Origin of the sequence: Tardiphaga sp. 841_E9_N1_2 (genome assembly GCF_051811065.1) — a bacterium.
Taxonomy (GTDB): Bacteria; Pseudomonadota; Alphaproteobacteria; order Rhizobiales; family Xanthobacteraceae; genus Tardiphaga; species Tardiphaga robiniae.
The window spans coordinates 1586612-1603714 of the sequence record NZ_JBPWQC010000001.1 but is presented as its reverse complement, the minus strand read 5'-3'; the positions used below and the strand labels follow the sequence as shown (position 1 = coordinate 1603714).

Sequence of the window (17103 nt, the reverse complement as noted above, 5' to 3'; positions counted from 1 at the left end):
ACCCGCTGCGAGAGATGCCCGCAACCGGGAACATGGCGCGGTGGTGCGCCTCAGCATGGGCATGAAGACAAGCAAGGTTTCCGGACGCAGCGACGGTTCACACAGCGTTGGCAAGGGACTCGGCGATCTGCGCCTTCAGCCAATGTACGAAGCTCCGTGCCTTCCGACTGAGCGGCCGGTGCTTTGGCCAGGCGACATAGTGGGCCATGCGGCGCTCGAACGGCGCGTTGAACAGCGGGACCAAGGTCCCGTCCTGGATCTCGTTTCGCAGCAGGAAGAGTTGACCGATCGCGACGCCGACGCCTTCGACGGCGGCCTGATAGGTGAGCACCGAACTCGGGAAGCTGATCCCGGCGTCGGTGAGCAGGTCCGGGCGCTTCACGGCCATCAACCAGTCCGGCCAGTCGGTACGGCGATATTGCGAATGCAGGAGCTGCACCTTCCGCAGATCGTCGAGCTCCGAGAGCCGCGTCTTTTTGAGGAGCTTCGGGCTGCATATCGGCTGGATCAGATCCTTGAACAGGAGTGCGGTCTCGACGCCCGGCCAGTTTCCACCGCCGAACTGGACGGCGAGGTCGACCTTGTCCTTCTCGAAATCGATCGGCGCCACCATGTTGCTGATGTTCAGCTTGATCTGCGGGTAGGCGACGTAGAACGACGGCAATCTCGGAATAAGCCACTTCGCGGCGAATGTGGTGTAGAGGCGGATTTTGAGCGGCTCGGCTTTTCCGGTTGCCGTGATGCTGGCGGTCGCGTTGGCGATGATCCGGAACGCCGGAGCGATTTGGCGCTGGAACTCCTCGCCCTCCGACGTGAGCCGCAGTCCGTGCTTATCACGCTCGAACAGCCGAACGCCGAGAAAGCTCTCGAGTGTGTTGATCTGCCGGCTGATCGCCGGCTGGGTGACGCGGAGCTCTGCCGCCGCGCTCGTGAAATTCAGATGCCGGGCGGCGACATCGAAGACGTGCAGCGGGTTCAGCGGAGGCAGCATGGGTCAGCCATTACCTTAAGTAATAGACCTATAACCGATGTTCAGTTGCAGGTCAAAGCCCGGGTTGGGAAACAGGGCGCACATTCCAGCAGGTGCGCCAGGCAGATGAATTTCGAACTGAACGAAGAGCAGCAGGCATTCGCGGACTCGGTCCGCCGTTTCGCGGAAGCCAATCTGAAGGATGGCGCTCTCGAGCGTACGCACGATCCGCAATTCCCGCGGGATGTCGCGCAGTTGCTCGCGAAGCAGGGGCTCATGGGCATCGCGTTCGATCCGGAGGACGGGGGCCAGGGCGGTACGCTGTTCGACTCGGTGATCGCCATCGAGCAGATTGCATCCGTGTGTCCTCGCAGCGCAGACGTGGTGCAGGCCGGCAACTTCGGACCGATCCGCACCTTCGTGGAATACGCGACGCCGGAACAGAAGGAGCGGTGGCTTCCCGATCTGCTCGCCGGCAACATCTGCATCAGCCTCGGCATGAGCGAGCCCGACGCGGGATCCGCCGTTACCGAACTGAAGACCTCTGCGACCCCGGACGGCGACGACTATCTCATCAACGGAAGCAAGGTGTTCGGCACCCACAGTCCGGACGCCGCGATCTATCTCGTCTACGTGCGGTTCGGGCCCGGCGTGAACGGCATCGGCTCCGTCATCATCGAACGGGATGCGCCGGGCTTCACGATCGGCAAGCCGACGCCGTTCATGAGCGGCGAGCAGTGGAGCCAGCTCTATTTCGAGAACTGCCGCATCCCGGCGAAGAACGTCCTGCTGGGTCCGGGCGGATTCAAGAAGCAGATCTCCGGTTTCAACGTGGAGCGCCTCGGCAATTCGTCCCGCGCGCTCGCCGTGGGGCGCTACGCCTTCAACCTCGCCCGCGAGCATGCGTTGATCAGGAAGCAGTTCGGCCGCCCGCTGTGCGAATTCCAGGGACTGCAATGGAAGTTCGCCGACATGGCGCTGAAGCTGGAATCCGCGCAACTGCTGCTGTACCGCGCCGCCAGCATGACCGAAGGTCTGCCGTCGCCGTACCAGACGGCATTGGCGAAGCTCGCATGCAATCAGGCGGGCTTCGATGCAGCCAACGAAGCGGTGCAGATCATGGGCGGGCTCGGCTACAGCCAGGAATCGCTCGCCGAATACTGCATGCGCCGGACACGCGGCTGGATGATCGCCGGCGGATCCACCGAAATCCTCAAGAACCGCATCGCGGAGGACGTGTTCGAACGCCGCTTCGACCAACGTGGACAGGCAGCACGTGCAAGCTGAGATGAAAAGACCGTCGCTCGGACAGGCGCTGTTCGCCCCGCGCAGCATCGCGCTCGTCGGCGCTTCCGACGACGTCTCGAAGACGTCGGCGCGTCCGCTGCAGTACCTGCGTAGCGCCGGATACGAAGGCACGATCTATCCGATCAATCCGCGCCGCGCGACTGTCCTGGGCGAACGGGCCTGGCCGTCGCTTGCCGACCTGCCGTCGGTGCCCGACCACGCATTCATCCTGACGCCCACCGAGGGAGTGATGGAGGCCGCCTCGGAGTGCGCGCGTCTGGGCGTGCCGGTGGCGACGATCCTGGCGTCCGGTTTCTCGGAAGGCGGAGATGAGGAGCTGAAGCTGGTCGCAGCACTGCAGAAACTTTGCGCGGAAACGGGCCTGCGGATTCTCGGGCCGTCCAGCCTCGGCGCCATCAATCTGCGCCACAAGACCATCATCACAGCCAACGCCGCGTTTGCAGAGCCGGACCTGCCGACCGGGGGCATCCTCGTCGCTTCCCACAGCGGAAGCCTGCTCGGAGCCCTGATCTCGCGCGGCAAGACCCGCAATGTCGGCTTCGCCGGGCTCGTCTCCGTCGGCAACGAGATCGACCTTTCTCTCGGAGAGATCTGTTCGGCGACGCTCGATGATCCCGAGATCACGGGCTACATGCTGTTCCTCGAGAGCATCCGCCATGCGCGCGATCTGCGGACCTTCGCGCTCGCCGCAGCCGAGTGGGGCAAGCCGGTGGTCGCCTACAAGCTCGGCCGTTCCGCTGCCGCCGCCGAACTCGCGCTATCGCACACCGGTGCCCTTGCCGGTGAAGACGATGTCGCCGCGGCCTTCTTGGCCGACTGCGGCATCGCGCGCGTGTTCAATTTCGAAACCCTCCTCGAATCCCTGCCGCTGCTGCATCGCATGCCTGCGCGCGCGGCGGGCGTGCAAAGCAAGCGCGTGGGCGTCGTCACCACCACCGGGGGCGGGGCGGCCATGGTCGTGGACGAGCTTTCCGTGCGCGGCATCGACGTCGTGAAGCCGAGCGACGAGACGTTCGCCCGTCTCGCCGGGGCTGGCGTCAAGGCCAACCATGAACGCATCACGGACCTCACGCTGGCTGGGACGCGCTACGACGTCATGAAGGCCGCGCTCGATACGATGCTCTCCGCGCCGGAATTCGATGTCGTGGTCGCGGTCATCGGCTCGTCGGCGAGGTTCAAGCCCGAGCTCGCCGTGAAGCCCGCTATCGACAGCGCTGCGTCCTCGAAGCCGTTGGTGACCTTTCTGGTCCCGGACGCTCCGGATGCGCTGGCTATGCTCACGGCCGCCGGCGTGCCAAACTTCCGCACCCCCGAATCCTGCGCCGACGCGGTCGCCGCGGCGCTGCTGCGGCGCCGGCCGGTGATCGCACCGACCACGCGGCACGATACGACGGTCGCGGCGACCCGACAGCTGGACGAACTCGCGGCCTACGAGCTGTTCGCGAAGGTCGGCGTACCGCACGCACCGGCCGTGGCGGTCGCGGTGGATGCAGCCTCGATCACGCTGCCTTTCGCCTATCCCGTTGCCGTCAAGCTTCTGTCCGCCGAGATCGCCCACAAGACAGAGGTCGGTGGAGTGATCCTCAACGTCCGCAGCGATGCGGAACTCAAGGTGGCGATGACGAAGATCTCGGACAACGTGACATCGCATCGCCCCGACGCGCAGGTGTCCAAGGTGCTCGTCCAGCCGATGACCTCGGGTCTCGGCGAGATGTTGCTCGGCTACCGGGTCGATCCGGAAGCCGGTCCGATGGTCCTGCTGGCGGCCGGTGGCATCTACACCGAGATATACCGGGACCGCAGCATTCGCCTCGCGCCCATCGATCTAGCCGGCGCGCGGAGCATGATCGCGGAGCTGTCGATCACGAAGGTCTTCCAGGGTTTCCGGAACAAGCCTCACGGCGACCTGGAAGCGCTCGCGCATGCCATCGTCGCGATGTCGCAGCTTGCTCATGAGAGCACGGTCGTGGTGGATGCCGAGATCAATCCACTGATCATAAATCAGGTGGGTGAGGGCGTCGTCGCGGTCGACGCGCTGATCGCGATAGCCTGAAGGGAGAAGACGCAATGATCGAAGACCTGATGAACAAGGTCAATGCCGACGAGGCGCTGGTGCAACGCGGTCGATGGCTGTCGACGACGTTTCTGCTGGAGGTCGGCACGACGCCCTGGCTGATCAACATCGTCGAAGGCAGGATCGTCTCGATCGTGAAGGGACCGTTCGTGATGCCGTCCTGGACCTTCGCGCTGCGCGCGTCGGACGAGGAATGGACGAAATTCTGGAGTCCGCCGCGGCCGGGCTCGCACGATCTCATGGCGCTGATCAAGCGTCGCGTTCTGAAGACGGAGGGCGACCTCCGGCCGTTCATGGCCAACCTCAGATACTTCAAGGAAGCGCTCGTCATGCTGCGCAAGGGAGACGCCGCATGAGCGCCCGTTTCGAACCCACCATCGGCGGCTATCTTCATCTCGAACTGTTCGGACGCGAGCACCGCATCTACGTCGAGGAGGCTGGCCAAGGCACGCCGCTGCTATGTCTGCACACTGCAGGCGCCGACGGCCGCCAGTACCGCGCGCTGATGAACGACGAGCGCGTCACGTCGAAGCACCGCGTCATCGCGTTCGACATGCCATGGCATGGGAAATCCTCGCCGCCGGTCGGATGGCACAATGAGGAGTACCAGCTCACCTCGACCCAGTTCACGACCATGATCCTCGAAGTCATGACCGCGCTCGAACTAGACAAGCCGATCGTGATGGGCTGCTCGATCGGCGGCCGCATCGTCCTGCATCTCGCGCTCGAACATCCAGAGCGCTTCCGTGCCATCATCGGCCTGCAGGCCGGCGCGCATGTCGATCCTTATTACGATCTCAACTTCCTGCATCGACCGGACGTGCATGGCGGCGAAGTCTGCGCAGCCATCGTATCGGGCCTCGTCGGCCCGGACGCGCCTGACGCCGATCGCTGGGAGACGCTGTGGCACTACATGCAGGGCGGTCCCGGCGTGTTCAAGGGCGACCTGTATTTCTACAAGCTCGACGGCGACATCCGTTCGCGTGTTGCGCAGATCGACACGTCGAAATGCCCGCTGTTCCTGCTGTCCGGCGAATACGACTATTCCTGCACGCCGGAAGAGACGATGGCCGTCGCCAACAGCGTCAAAGGCAGCCACGTCACCATCATGAAGGGCCTCGGCCACTTCCCGATGAGTGAGGATCCCGAGAAGTTCCTCGGCTATCTGCTGCCGGTGCTCGAACGGATCAAGTGAACCAAGCCTAACAACAAGCTTGAGAGGGGAAACGCGTGAAGATCAACAAGCTGCTCGTGACGGCTGCGATGCTGTCATTCGTCACATCTGCGTCTGCCGAAATCTCCAACGGCACCGTCAAGATCGGCGTGCTCACCGACATGTCCGGCCCCTATGCCGACAATGTTGGCGCCGGCTCGTTGCTTGCCGCGAAGATGGCGGTGGAGGATTTCGGCGGCAAGGTCGCCGGCATGCCGGTCGAGGTGATCTCGGCCGACCACCAGAACAAGGCCGATATCGGTCTCGCGCTGGCGCGCAAGTGGTACGACACCGAAGGCGTCGACACGATCACCGAAGTGGTGTCGTCGGGCGTGGCGCTCGCCGTGCAGCAGTTGTCGCGCGAGAAGGACAAGGTGTTCCTGGCGACTGGCCCCGGCACGCCCGATCTTACCGGCAAGGCCTGCTCGCCGAACGGCGTGCACTGGGCCTACGACAATTACGCCCTTGCGAACGTTGCCACTGCGCCGCTGGTGCAGAAGGGGCTGAAGACCTGGTACTTCCTGACCGCGGACTACAGTTTCGGTCAGGCGCTGGAGGGGGAGGCCTCCAAGGTCGTCCTCGCCAATGGTGGCAAGGTGCTGGGCTCGAGCAAGCATCCGCTGAATTCGTCGGACTTCTCTTCCTTCCTGCTGCAGGCGCAGGCCTCCAAGGCCCAGGTCGTCGGCCTCGCCAACGCGGGTTCGGACATGATGACGGCGCTGAAGCAGGCCAACGAGTTCGGGCTGACCGCGGGCGGGCAGAGCATGGCGGCGTTGCTGGTGAACCTGCCGGACATCCACGCGCTCGGCCTCGCCAGCGCTAAGGACCTGATCTTCGCCGACAGCTTCTACTGGGACGCCAACGACAAGACCCGCGAATGGAGCAAGCGTTTCATGGCCCGCTTCAACGGCAAGGCGCCCGGAAGCCTCCAGGCCGCGGTCTATGGCGCGGTCACGCACTACCTGAAGGCCGTCGAGGCCACCAATAGCGACGTCGGTTCGGTCGTCGTGCCCGAAATGAAGAAGCTGCCGATCAACGACTTCTACACGACGAACGCATCCATCCGCGAGGACGGCCGGGTGATCCGCGACATGTACCTGCTGCAGGTCAAGCAGCCCTCGGAGTCCAAGTATCCTTGGGACTACTACAAGATCCTCGACACCGTCCCCGGTGAGAAGGCGTTCCGCCCCCTCAAGGACGGCAACTGCCCGTTCATCAACGCTGCCAAGTAGGCGGCCGGCATTCCAACCAACACGCGGGCACGGTGTCGTCGTGCCCGTTTTTGCTCCCGACGGAGGACGCTCATGGTCGATTATCCCGCGCTCAAGCTTTTCATCGACAGTAAATGGCGGACCGGCGAAGGCCGAGATACGCAATCGGTGCTCAATCCGGCGACAGGTGCGGTGCTCGGCGAACTGCCGCATGCCGGCGAGGCCGATCTGGACGAGGCGCTGGCATCGTCGGCACGTGGCCACGAGCAGTGGCGCAAGATGTCGCCGGTCGACCGCGGCCGGATTCTCCTGAAGGCGGCGGCGCTGATCCGGGAACGCAGCGAGCGGATCGCCGGACTGATCGCGTTGGAGCTCGGCAAGCCGATTGCCGAATCCCGCGTCGAGGTCGAAACCGCCGCCGGAATGTTCGATTGGAACGCGGAGGAGGGCCGTCGGGCGTATGGTCGCGTAATTCCCTCGCGCAGCCGCTCCATCCAGCAGATCGCGGTACGTGAGCCGCTCGGTCCGATCGCGGCGTTCGCCCCTTGGAACGCGCCGGCTATCACTCCCGCCCGCAAGATTTCGAGTGCGTTGGCGGCGGGCTGCTCCGTGATCATCAAGCCCGCCGAAGAGACGCCGGCGACGGCTCTCGCCATCGCCGAGGCTCTCGCGGATGCCGGCTTGCCGGCCGGCGTGCTGAACGTCGTGTTCGGCGATCCCGCGCTGGTTTCGCGGAAGCTGCTGGAGTCTCCGATCACCCGCGGCCTGACCTTCACGGGCTCCACGCAGGTGGGCAAGCAACTTGGCGCGCTCGCCGTGCAGACGATGAAGAAAATGACGCTTGAGCTCGGCGGTCACGCTCCCGTGCTTGTCTTCGGCGATGTCGATCCGGAGGCGGCGGCGGTCTCGGCGGTCGCGGCCAAGTTCCGGAATTCCGGTCAGGTCTGCACCTCGCCGACGCGCTTCTTCGTGCATGAATCGATCCACGACCAGTTCGCCGCGAAGCTCTCGGAACTCGCCGACAAGATCGTCGTCGGCGGCGGCTTCGATGCGGCCACCAAGATGGGGCCGTTGGCGCATGCGCGGCGCGTGGAATCCATCGAGCGCTTCGTCGAGGATGCGCGAGCTCGCAACATCGCGGTCTCGGCTGGCGGGGAGAGGTGCGGCAACCAGGGCTTTTTCTACAGGCCGACGGTGCTGTCGAACGCTGACGACGACTGCATGGCGTCGAACGTCGAGCCTTTTGGGCCGCTTGCGACCACCGCTCCGTTCTCGGGGATGGACGATGCCATCAGGCTCGCCAACAGGCTTCCCTTCGGTCTGGCCTCCTACGTGATGACTAACGACATGCGCAACGCGTCCGCAGTCTCCGAGGCGATCCAGAGCGGCAACGTCGTCATCAACCATTGGCAGGCGTCGCTGCCGGAGACCCCGTTCGGCGGCTACAAGGATTCCGGCATCGGCTCCGAAGGCGGGATCGAGGGTCTCCAGGAATTCCAGACCGTCAAGTACATCAGCCAGTCGGCGGCCTGAGCCGTGATCAGGACCCCGCGGAAGAGGGGCGTCCATGCCCGGTGACATCATTCTGGAAGCCCGCGGACTGACAAAGCAGTTCGCTGGCTTCTTCGCCGTCGGCGGCGTCGACCTCAAGGTCAGGCGCGGGACGATCCACGCGCTGATCGGCCCCAATGGTGCCGGCAAGTCGCCGCTGAAGTCGTTCGACCTTGCGTTGCCTCCGATGGATCAGCGATTTCGCAGCTTGTGACCTATGTGCAGTGCGATGAGGCCAAATGGCTCGAACAGGAGGAGCTGGACCTAGTAATTCCGCAAGTTGGCTAGGATGGGTGGGAAAGTGACGGCACAGCTGATCGGTCATGGTGGCCATGAGCTGCGGGGGGAAGTCTTCTCGAGTCGAGGGAGGTTCAAGTTAGACCCCACGTAGTGTGCGATAGCTCTGTAGAACAGTTAGCTTCCCAACGGAGCAGTTCGGGCTCGGTGGTCTGGTCCGCGTGGCCTCCTATGTTGACGATATTCTCTGCCGATGACGGAGCGCTCACACACGCCGAACGCCCGACTACGTCGTACGTGCTTCGATTGCAGGCCGCGGGCTAAATCCCAAAAGAGAAGGCCCCGCCGATTGTGGCGGGGCCTTTGGTTTATTCTCGGTTCAGATGCTTGGGCAGGTTAGTCTGGCCAAAATGGACATCGGGACCTGCTAGATGGACAACTTCGTCCAATTTTCACACTTAATATTCGTTTTTAAGAACACCCCGTCGTGCTTCCGCACCTATGATGCGTTCTGACTTACTGTGTATGTATGTAGAAGCTATTTGTTACTCGGAACGTGCTCGCAGGATGTTCGGAGTTATCTATTCCGAACGGTCGATTCCGATAGAGGTGCTCGGGCTCACCATATATCAGACGTCTGATTTTCTGCGCTCACGGTCTTTCGGCTCATCCCTGCCACAGCCTTGCTCTCGCGCAATCGCGCGCTTAGCCCTTGCGCGATGCGCGCGCCATAGACCGCGGTCCGCCTGTGACGGCCGCTCCGGGGATCAGACTGTCATGCCGGTGGCGCGACTTGAGGAAGTCAGGACCAGCGAAGGCTTGGCCGGAGCGACCGGTGCCGGGCTCATTTGCGCCTCGTCGGCAGGTCAACGACGGTTTTACCGACCACTTCCTTGAGGAGCGCCGCATTCTGCGCCTCAAGCTCCGCGATCTTGCTGGCGGCTTTTTCCAGATCCGCCTGCGTTTCGCTCAACAAAATCTCGGCGGCGATATAATTCTGTCGGACTTGAGCGAGTTCTCCCTGAATGTGTTCGACGCGTTCGGTGATCCGGCGTCGGACGACCTTCGCGCCGGCATCCAGGGCCTTGGTCACCCGAGCTGCCCATTCGTCAACTTCGTTTCTCAGATCCACCAGCTCGGGCGGCTCGGACTTACGCAGATAGGCATCGCTCTTGCCGGCCCGCCGCAGGACCTCGGCGGCCGATACCCTGCCTTTGGCGTGCGGATAGATGCCGTCGTTCCCCTCGATTTCCGCCTCGATCTCGCGCATGCGTTTGCGGATCAGATCTCGGCTGGCCGCGAACTTCGCTTTCGCGGCCTTCGTGCCCTCAGACGCAATGCGCGCGTCGTTTTGCGCCTTGGTCAATTTCGATCGTTTCAAGATTTAGCCCCTTCCCAGATCTCGCGCGTTTCCGGGAAGGCCGCCAGTACCCGTTCCCGAACGTCGTCCCAGCGCTTCATCTCGGCCAGAATCTGGCCATCGAGATTGACCACGAGCATCTCGAGACCGTCGGCCAAGGCCGAGGCGCGCTCGGCGACCAGCGCTTCGAGAGTCTGCTCGCACTGCGTCCTGGCCATCGCGGTTTCAAGGCGTTTGTCGCACGACGTCCGGCAAGCCCCCGGGTCGGGCGCTCCGCGGCCGGCGGTGCAGGGGCCATACCCGCCGAGCCCTTTGGTGCAGATGACACCCGGCCTGACCAATGCCCAATAGCGGCCACCATGCGTCAGGATCTCGGCGGTCTCGCGTAGCGAAGCACTATCCAGCACGTCTTCGCCGCGCCGCATCGAGCGCGAAAGGCCTTCACGCAGCGCCTGCGCCGCCGCGCCCGCGGTTTCCTCGCGAATGGTCTCCGCCACGGCATTCTGCACCATCGCGTAGGTCATTTCTTGCGCCACCTTCATCGCTTCCTCGGCGATGTTCGGCGAAGACAGCATGTAGTGCAGGGTCATCTCCAAGTCACGGTGTCCGAACAGGTCGAGAAGCACCTGAGGCGCTCCGACCACCGCTAGCGCGACGAGCCGCGCGACCGTGTGGCGCCATCGATGCATGTGGGCGCTGCTGTCGTCCAGGAGATGATCGAGAGAGAACTGGGTCACCGTGCTTTGGAACGTAACGCTGGCGGACGTCAGACGGGTACCCCGGTCACCTTGGAGCGCGACCCACAGCTGCCGTTCGCCTTCTGGACGAAAGGCCTCCGCGATGCGATGCTGCAAGCGCATCGCCCGCACGGCGACGGGATGCAGCGGCCAGTCCCGTGGCTTGCCGCTAACCTCGTCCACTATCTTGAATGTAATCGAGTGATATCGACCTTCGGACTGACCGAGCGGCGTATCGTCCGCCGCGAGGATCTCGCTGCTCCGCGCGCCCGTGCAAAGATTGACAACGCCGAGATTGCAGCCTTGCAGCAGCCCGATGATGCGGCGGAAGGATTTCAAGGATTTCGGCGGCCAGGAAGCGGTTAACTCCTGTGTATCTCCATCATGTTGAAGGATCGGATATTTCAGCTCCGTGAGCGGAGCGCCGGTCGTGTCCTTCCATTCGAATTGCCGGAGGTTCTCCGCACGGGCGGCAACTACGTCGGGCCAGCGGCTATTGTGTCCCAGTTTGGCGAATTTATCCCTGATCTTCTGGTCAAGCGCCCACAGATCCATGGCCTGATCGCCGACGTTCTCCTGAAACCAGAGCGCGCGCTCGATAAAGTTTCCGACGAATTCTTCGGAAAAATGCTGATACTGGCGGGAAGGTGCCAACTGCAGCCGTTGCGGCGACGCTTCCCCTCTGCGCGATCGCTCGAGCGCATGTGCGGCCACGCCGTCCTGCCGATGCCGGAAGAAGCGTGGCCAGTCGGAGATGACCCCGCGCTACCCGGCGTCGATCAGACTGTTCAACACGACCTGACAGTCGGCCTTCATACCCGGCGTCGCTTCCATCGCTGGGTACAGGCCGGTCAGGACGTTGGCGATGGTGAAACGGGAAAAAACGGTGCCGTCGTCCAACGGGCAGTGCTTGAACTGCCAGGCCGCCATCCGGAGCAGCGTTCCGGCGCGCGCCTTCCATGTCGAATAGCCGGTTTCCCTCAGGCCGTTCCCCATGAGCCGCGGAAGAAAAAGCGCCAGGAGCGCACGCCGGATGCTCTCGTCCCGCACAGCAGCGTGAACCGGGTCGACAGGTACTCCGGCGCGCGCCGGCACTATCCGGCAAGTGCCTTGTCTGCGCAGTGTTCCGGCCGCCATCCATTCCTCGGGAATGATCAGAACCGCAGCGTCCAACCGGCAGCCCGGCAGGAACTCGATCCTGCGGATTTCGTCCCAAGGACGCGCCGCGAGCTCGTCGTAGTTGCCGAGCGATGCCATGAGGAGATCGCGCCACTCGTCGCGATCAGGCAGAGTAGCCGAAACCGCCCGCGAATTAGTAATTCGGATAGGTGGCATGTGGCTGGATCTCTCCGGATAGCAGTTTGTCCTCCCACGATGCGAGCTGGGCGAGGACCTTGATCTGATCGAACCCCAGCAGCGTCTGCTCCAAGGCTTGGTACTCGTCGTCGAACGACGAGCCCTCCCAAGCCGGCACCGGAATCGAGCGGCGGATATGGCGCAGTTCCGCCAACGCGCTCGCCAGAGCCGGCAGGCTCTCCTCGAAGACGATGCCCTTGCTGCATCCGACGCACCGTTGAACCCGGCACAGGGCTCCCTGAGGATGGTCCGGTGCGACTGATTTGTCGGGCGACCGCGGATCGAGACAGCCCGCCCCGAGACGGGTGCGCTGCCTGAGGTCGAGAAGGCGGGCTTCCTGATCGGAAGTGATCTCGCCATTTGCGACCAGCAGCCTGAGCCGTGTCGGATCGATAGGGCGGCGAGCCTCGATCTCGGAAAAGAGCGCGTGCTGGAGCTTGCGGATCTGGCCCTCGCTGTGGGCGCGGAAGCGGCGGAAACCCAGATAATGCTTCAACGTGCGGGAGCTCGCGTGCTGGCTCGCCAGGCGGGTCAGGAGCACATTGTAACCGCTCTGGACGTAAGCATAGCCGATCCAAGAGTCGCGCACGTCCGACGTCCTGAACTCGAGAAGGCGGGGGTGTGCTTCGGCCAAGCCCCGGCGTACCACGACGTCCCGCACCACCGCCCCGACATGGGTCGCCTCCATTTCTTCGTGAAAACCGGAAACCTTGCCCGTCGTGACCGAGGCGAAAAGCCACGGGCTCCGGGCAAGTCGCTCGTGGCGGTGAATCTCGCCTGCGAGGGCGATGCTCGGCGTCGCAGCATGCGCCTTGCGCATCGCCGCGAGCTCGCGCAGCACCTGCCGCCTCAACGGGGCAGTCGTCTCGATCATGAATTCGATCAGGCGATATGGATGCCATTCCGGCCGGGTCATCGAGATCGCGAACTGATGGCGCTCAGCCCGATTCTTATAGGCATGGATCACCGCGAAACGATCGACCTGCGGATGCGGCTGGAACCACTCTTCGCGAGACGACACGTCGACCGCGGTCGCCGTCGCTAAATTCCAGCCGGTCGAGAGCAGAAAAAGCGCCAAGAAGATGGCCGTGTCCGAACGGGCTGGGACGAACCATCGCAACGCGCCGGTGAGACCCCGCGAGCTCCTGTCCGACATCGTCGGTGCGATGTAGGACGGCCCTGCGCCGACCAGCAGATCGCGGGCTCCGGCGGCAATCGCAGAGGCACGGTCCGGCAATCCGTCCCGCATCAGTTCACGCGCGAGCCATGCCCGGTTCTCGATGACAGAAAACGGATCCGGCCTTTCCGAGCGACGAGGATCGCAGCCCGCGTCGGCCAGTTTCTTCCCGTCGAAAAGCATGCGCTTGACGTCGCGCGCCTCATGACGAAGGGCATGGAAGAGCGCGCGCAATGCGCGATCGTCAAGGGGGTCATTCCGCACAGATATGTCCGGGCGACGAGACGGCCAGAACAACTGCTTGCCGCCAGACAGTGCCCGCATCCCGTTCACGGCCATGCGGGCCTTCTTGTAAGCGTCATAGTTGGAACCTATCGAAACCAGCCAGTTCAGGAAGGCCGGGCCCATCGCATCCGTGACGTCACCCGACCGGGAGACGTCCGGTGCTTGGAGGTCGAGGAAACGATAGAATTGGCGCATCGAAGAGCGGATCGAGTCGCATGTTGTGCGGATCGGAGCCAACGTGTCGAAGAAATCGGCAAGCTCCAGCGCCATGTCCGGACGACCGGAATAGTCGCCTCCCCAGGTGGTGACCTTCCTCACCGTGCTTTCGTTGCCGCCCAGCGCGAATTCGCTGAGATCGAGGTCGTAGGGGCCGCCGCGGCCCGGCTCGATCTCAAGATGGTAATCAGATGTCCGCATCGGAATGCTCCCTGTTGCCCTCGAGAAACAGGTGCCAGCCCGAAGCTAGTTCGGCCAGCTTGCAGGAGCTTACCAACCAGCGGAGATACATCTCCGTCGTCGATTTGCTCATGTGACCGAACTGATCCCTCAGGATCATCAGCCAGAACTGACCGCGGGATTCGATCCAGCCGGTCTGCATCGCATCGAGCCCGCCGTGGGGACGTGCCTCCAATTCCAGCGCGTTGAGGACGAAGAAGCAGGCGAACACGTGACGCCCCTTGTGAGGAGACCAGAGCTTCGGCCTCGGTACGACCTGCTTCTGTAGATCGTTGTCACGCTGATAGGCCTGCCGTGAGCGTGCGGATGGTCGCTCAGGAACAGGCGCCGCGTGCGCTTCTTCCTGCCGCTATCGACAAAATTTCGATATTCGTAAGTGCCCCGTTTGGCGTCGATCCATTCGCGGACCTGCGCAGCGAAACGCACTGGCACATCGACCGTCCGCGGGCGGCCTCCCTTGGTGACGAAAAGATCCATCGGGACTGTGGCGCGAGAATGCATCTCGGATTCACGGATCGCTTCCAGCGACGGCCACTGCTCGACCTCAAGAGCCTCGACCTCCATGCGCCGCGGTCCAACCTCAAGGATGAACCTGGCGGCTAGATACTTGGCGTAGCCCTTCTGCAGACGGACCCGCGCAAGCCAATCACGAACCTCCGCCGGGGTCGGCAGCACGAACCGCTTCGCCGCAGACGACGTCCCGCTCTCCTTGGCACGACCCGCTCGCACCATCTTCGTTTCGCCTCCAGGGCTCCTCGCGAAGAAGCGCTTGACGTCGAACGCCGCACGGAGCCCTCTAAGAGCCGCCCAGGCGAGAAACAGCGTGACGTCGTCCGCACGTTGATTGGCGGTCGACGGCTGCAGACCCGCTCCGGTCAGGGACCAACGCCCGGCCATCTGGTCGCGCTGATACTGTAGGACCTGGTCGTAGGTCGCTCTCTCGAAGGAAATTCCGCGCTTTTCGCCCCATTCGAGAAAATTCTTCAAATCCTCCGCGATCTTCAGCAGCGTCGACGGACTCGGGAAGGGACGGCCGCCTTCGGGAAACCAGTCACCCGTAGCGCGTTCGCGTAGATATCGGTTGAGCGCCCGGCAATAACATCCGAGCGAGTCGAAGATGACCGGGACGTGAGCAACCGAAGGAAAACCGAGCATAGAGATAGCTCCGCCATCCGGAATAACGATCTTAGCCATGCAAAGAGTCCCGACCTCGGCGTCACACGAGACGCCTTGCGGAATAAGTTGAGGGGGCGTTACTTTCGATAACTGCCTCTCGGCCCTCGGCGCTGTGTCCCCATCTTCTGTCTAATGTGTAGTGGAACGGCGGCATCGACATCGGCCGCACGGACAATGGCTCCGCCGAACTTGGGGAGCTCCCGTAGTTTCGCGACTACGGGGACACGACGATCTCGAATTGCTCCAACCAAGTCATAGATCGGGATGCGCTTGCGATTGGGTGCGTCCGCGAGCAATAGGCAGTCTTCAGGGATTTCGGTATGTAGAGGTACATCACCGATCAGCTCATTGACCCATGCTTCGATGTCGCGTCGCCTGAACAGATACCTATGCTTCGGTCCGTTTTTTCCGCCAGGGATCCAGACAGGCAATAGCGCGGCGTCGCGCAGCTTCATCGCTATCTTACGGCCAACGCCTAGTATCGGCGCGATGTCAGCGAATGAAACAGAATCCGCGTAGTCCTCCGTAAGTCGGGTGATATCTTGGCGTTGCACCCTGATTGGACTGCCCTTCCGCCTTTGTTCAGGTATCTTACCGTCCGCTTCGAGCAAGGTTCGCAATGTTCCAGAGCGCACCCCAATCTGTGATGCAGCTTCCGACAATGTCGACATCGGACGTTGCCTTTGGCTTTCCGTGAGCGAGGGGAAAATCTCGGATTGCCATTTCCAATTGTCAGTTGGCAAGAAACGCTCCTCTTAGGACATTCCGTTGGAAATCGAGCTCGGCCTTCGCTTCCGTGGACTACGGTCTGAGTAGGAAAGGGCCTCACTCCATTGTTCGGGCGGCGGTGCCTGCTCGGCGTGATTCATAGTTCGTCGGACCTGGATCCAACGTGAGCTTGATGCAATAGGGACCATGCCTTCGAGCTAGAGAAGATACGTTCTCAGATGATCGTGCTGGTTAGCTGTCGGGCGACGGGGGGCTCCTTCGTGTGTCGGATCAGTCACCATCCAGTAAGCCATAGGGAGCACGATGTCGAGATTTTTAATCCTTTAAGTAATTGAAAAGGCGGAAGGATTCGTTTTTTTGTCCGATGAATTGAACCAGCGGATACGTGCTTCGCTTCGTCTTCGAAAGGATCGGAATCTTGAAGAGGCGTGGCGAAGGCGATGTAGCCGCTCCGATCCCAAGGATTCGATCTGGCCAATGTGTCAAACGACCAGCCGATCGGCCGAGAGCGGGTTTATCGCCGATACGGAAATGAAGAACCGCGGATCTCGATGGTGTCGCCGTCGATCACCGAGGCTTGGCCGACGATGGGCTACTGCGCGGCGACTGCGACGGGATACGTGGCAAGCAGCAAGAGAAGGATGGCTGAAGTCTTCACGTGTCCCCGTTGCCCAGATTTCGGGTCTTCGGCGCAAGCTGTAGCAGCGTCGCCGGTGGTCGCTTACGCCCGCCAGTCTTGACGAGCATCAGCCGCAGCGGCTTCTGACACTTTGGGCAAGCCGACGCCGATTGGGTTCCGGGCATATCAGCACACGCGCGGACAGGCGGGAGCGTTACCGAACTCAGTCACCGGTCGAAGCCATTACTCGGCGATGATGACTCACTATGCGCTTCGCCGCCAATTGCGAAGCAAATTTGTGCAGAGCAAAGGGCAGTGGCGAAGTTGGCCTCACTCTTAATTTGGAGGTGTTCTAAAGAACCAATTTCTCGTTCCCGCGTAGCGATATGAGCGGAGGACGAGATGCATACAAGGCGCACAGTCAGGGAGCTTCGTGACAAGGTCGAGAAGTATCGGGCCATGGCGCGTATGACCACTGATCCTGAAACGGCCAGACGTATTCTCGAACTTACTGACGAACTGGAACAGCAGGCTCGCGATATCGAGCGCGGAAAGTAAAGTGCCTCAGTGGGCGGCCTGTTTTTGGCACAAAGTGCACAGGACTTTCCCGGACAGGATTATAGAGCATTCCCTCATCTGACGGG

General features: G+C 62.5%; 15 protein-coding genes and 1 pseudogene. 8 read left to right on the top strand and 8 right to left on the bottom strand.

The features are described from left to right. Positions 1 to 97 precede the first annotated feature (97 nt). Complete coding sequence (gene gcvA, locus AB8A50_RS07585; protein WP_439077300.1) at positions 98 to 991, bottom strand: transcriptional regulator GcvA; 894 nt, start codon at positions 989 to 991, stop codon at positions 98 to 100. On the opposite strand from gcvA, the gene AB8A50_RS07580 reads away from it, so the two are divergent. The 7 genes and pseudogenes from AB8A50_RS07580 to AB8A50_RS07550 form a co-directional block, all read left to right on the top strand. Next, positions 941 to 2257: an acyl-CoA dehydrogenase family protein gene (locus AB8A50_RS07580; protein ID WP_439077299.1), complete on the top strand. Its 1317-nt coding sequence runs from the start codon at positions 941 to 943 to the stop codon at positions 2255 to 2257. The two genes, gcvA and AB8A50_RS07580, sit on opposite strands and share 51 nt — an antisense overlap. Position 2258: 1 nt before the next feature. Further along, positions 2259 to 4331 carry an acetate--CoA ligase family protein gene (locus tag AB8A50_RS07575; RefSeq protein ID WP_439077298.1) on the top strand — a complete coding sequence of 691 codons (2073 nt, stop codon included), beginning with the start codon at positions 2259 to 2261 and terminating at the stop codon, positions 4329 to 4331. A gap of 14 nt (positions 4332 to 4345) precedes the next feature. Further along, positions 4346 to 4708: a hypothetical protein gene (locus AB8A50_RS07570; protein ID WP_439077297.1), complete on the top strand. Its 363-nt coding sequence runs from the start codon at positions 4346 to 4348 to the stop codon at positions 4706 to 4708. After that, positions 4705 to 5547: an alpha/beta fold hydrolase gene (locus AB8A50_RS07565; RefSeq protein ID WP_439077296.1), complete on the top strand. Its 843-nt coding sequence runs from the start codon at positions 4705 to 4707 to the stop codon at positions 5545 to 5547. Before AB8A50_RS07570 ends, AB8A50_RS07565 begins: the two co-directional genes overlap by 4 nt. A gap of 68 nt (positions 5548 to 5615) precedes the next feature. After that, a complete protein-coding gene (locus tag AB8A50_RS07560) occupies positions 5616 to 6797 on the top strand; it encodes an ABC transporter substrate-binding protein (protein WP_439079933.1) in 1182 nt (393 codons plus the stop codon). A gap of 72 nt (positions 6798 to 6869) precedes the next feature. Beyond that, positions 6870 to 8309, top strand: a complete 1440-nt coding sequence (locus tag AB8A50_RS07555) for an NAD-dependent succinate-semialdehyde dehydrogenase (protein ID WP_439077295.1) — start codon at positions 6870 to 6872, stop codon at positions 8307 to 8309. Positions 8310 to 8343: 34 nt separating this feature from the next. Beyond that, a pseudogene (locus tag AB8A50_RS07550) lies at positions 8344 to 8481 on the top strand (ATP-binding cassette domain-containing protein); the annotation flags it as partial. Between the two features lie 927 nt (positions 8482 to 9408). Here AB8A50_RS07550 and AB8A50_RS07545 read toward each other — a convergent pair. Genes AB8A50_RS07545 through AB8A50_RS07515 form a run of 7 tightly spaced genes read right to left on the bottom strand, consistent with a single transcriptional unit; the run spans position 9409 to position 15854 of the window. Continuing rightward, complete coding sequence (locus AB8A50_RS07545; RefSeq protein ID WP_439077294.1) at positions 9409 to 9945, bottom strand: hypothetical protein; 537 nt, start codon at positions 9943 to 9945, stop codon at positions 9409 to 9411. After that, positions 9942 to 11375, bottom strand: coding sequence for a hypothetical protein (locus AB8A50_RS07540; RefSeq protein WP_439077293.1), 1434 nt, complete (start codon positions 11373 to 11375; stop codon positions 9942 to 9944). Before AB8A50_RS07540 ends, AB8A50_RS07545 begins: the two co-directional genes overlap by 4 nt. A gap of 51 nt (positions 11376 to 11426) precedes the next feature. Next, positions 11427 to 11918 carry a hypothetical protein gene (locus tag AB8A50_RS07535; protein ID WP_439077292.1) on the bottom strand — a complete coding sequence of 164 codons (492 nt, stop codon included), beginning with the start codon at positions 11916 to 11918 and terminating at the stop codon, positions 11427 to 11429. A gap of 55 nt (positions 11919 to 11973) precedes the next feature. Next, positions 11974 to 13896, bottom strand: a complete 1923-nt coding sequence (locus tag AB8A50_RS07530; RefSeq protein WP_439077291.1) for a hypothetical protein — start codon at positions 13894 to 13896, stop codon at positions 11974 to 11976. Then, a complete protein-coding gene (locus AB8A50_RS07525; RefSeq protein ID WP_439077290.1) occupies positions 13883 to 14008 on the bottom strand; it encodes a hypothetical protein in 126 nt (41 codons plus the stop codon). The genes AB8A50_RS07530 and AB8A50_RS07525 overlap by 14 nt, the downstream gene beginning before the upstream one ends. Before the next feature lie 26 nt (positions 14009 to 14034). Continuing rightward, positions 14035 to 15129 carry a site-specific integrase gene (locus AB8A50_RS07520; protein ID WP_439077289.1) on the bottom strand — a complete coding sequence of 365 codons (1095 nt, stop codon included), beginning with the start codon at positions 15127 to 15129 and terminating at the stop codon, positions 14035 to 14037. 59 nt (positions 15130 to 15188) lie between these two features. Then, on the bottom strand, positions 15189 to 15854 hold the full coding sequence (locus tag AB8A50_RS07515; RefSeq protein WP_439077288.1) for a hypothetical protein: 666 nt from the start codon (positions 15852 to 15854) through the stop codon (positions 15189 to 15191). A 1007-nt stretch (positions 15855 to 16861) separates the two neighbouring features. Here AB8A50_RS07515 and AB8A50_RS07510 point away from each other — a divergent pair. Beyond that, positions 16862 to 17017 (top strand): hypothetical protein, encoded by a 156-nt coding sequence (locus AB8A50_RS07510; RefSeq protein ID WP_439077287.1) that lies wholly within the window; start codon positions 16862 to 16864, stop codon positions 17015 to 17017. The last annotated feature ends 86 nt before the right edge of the window (positions 17018 to 17103 follow it).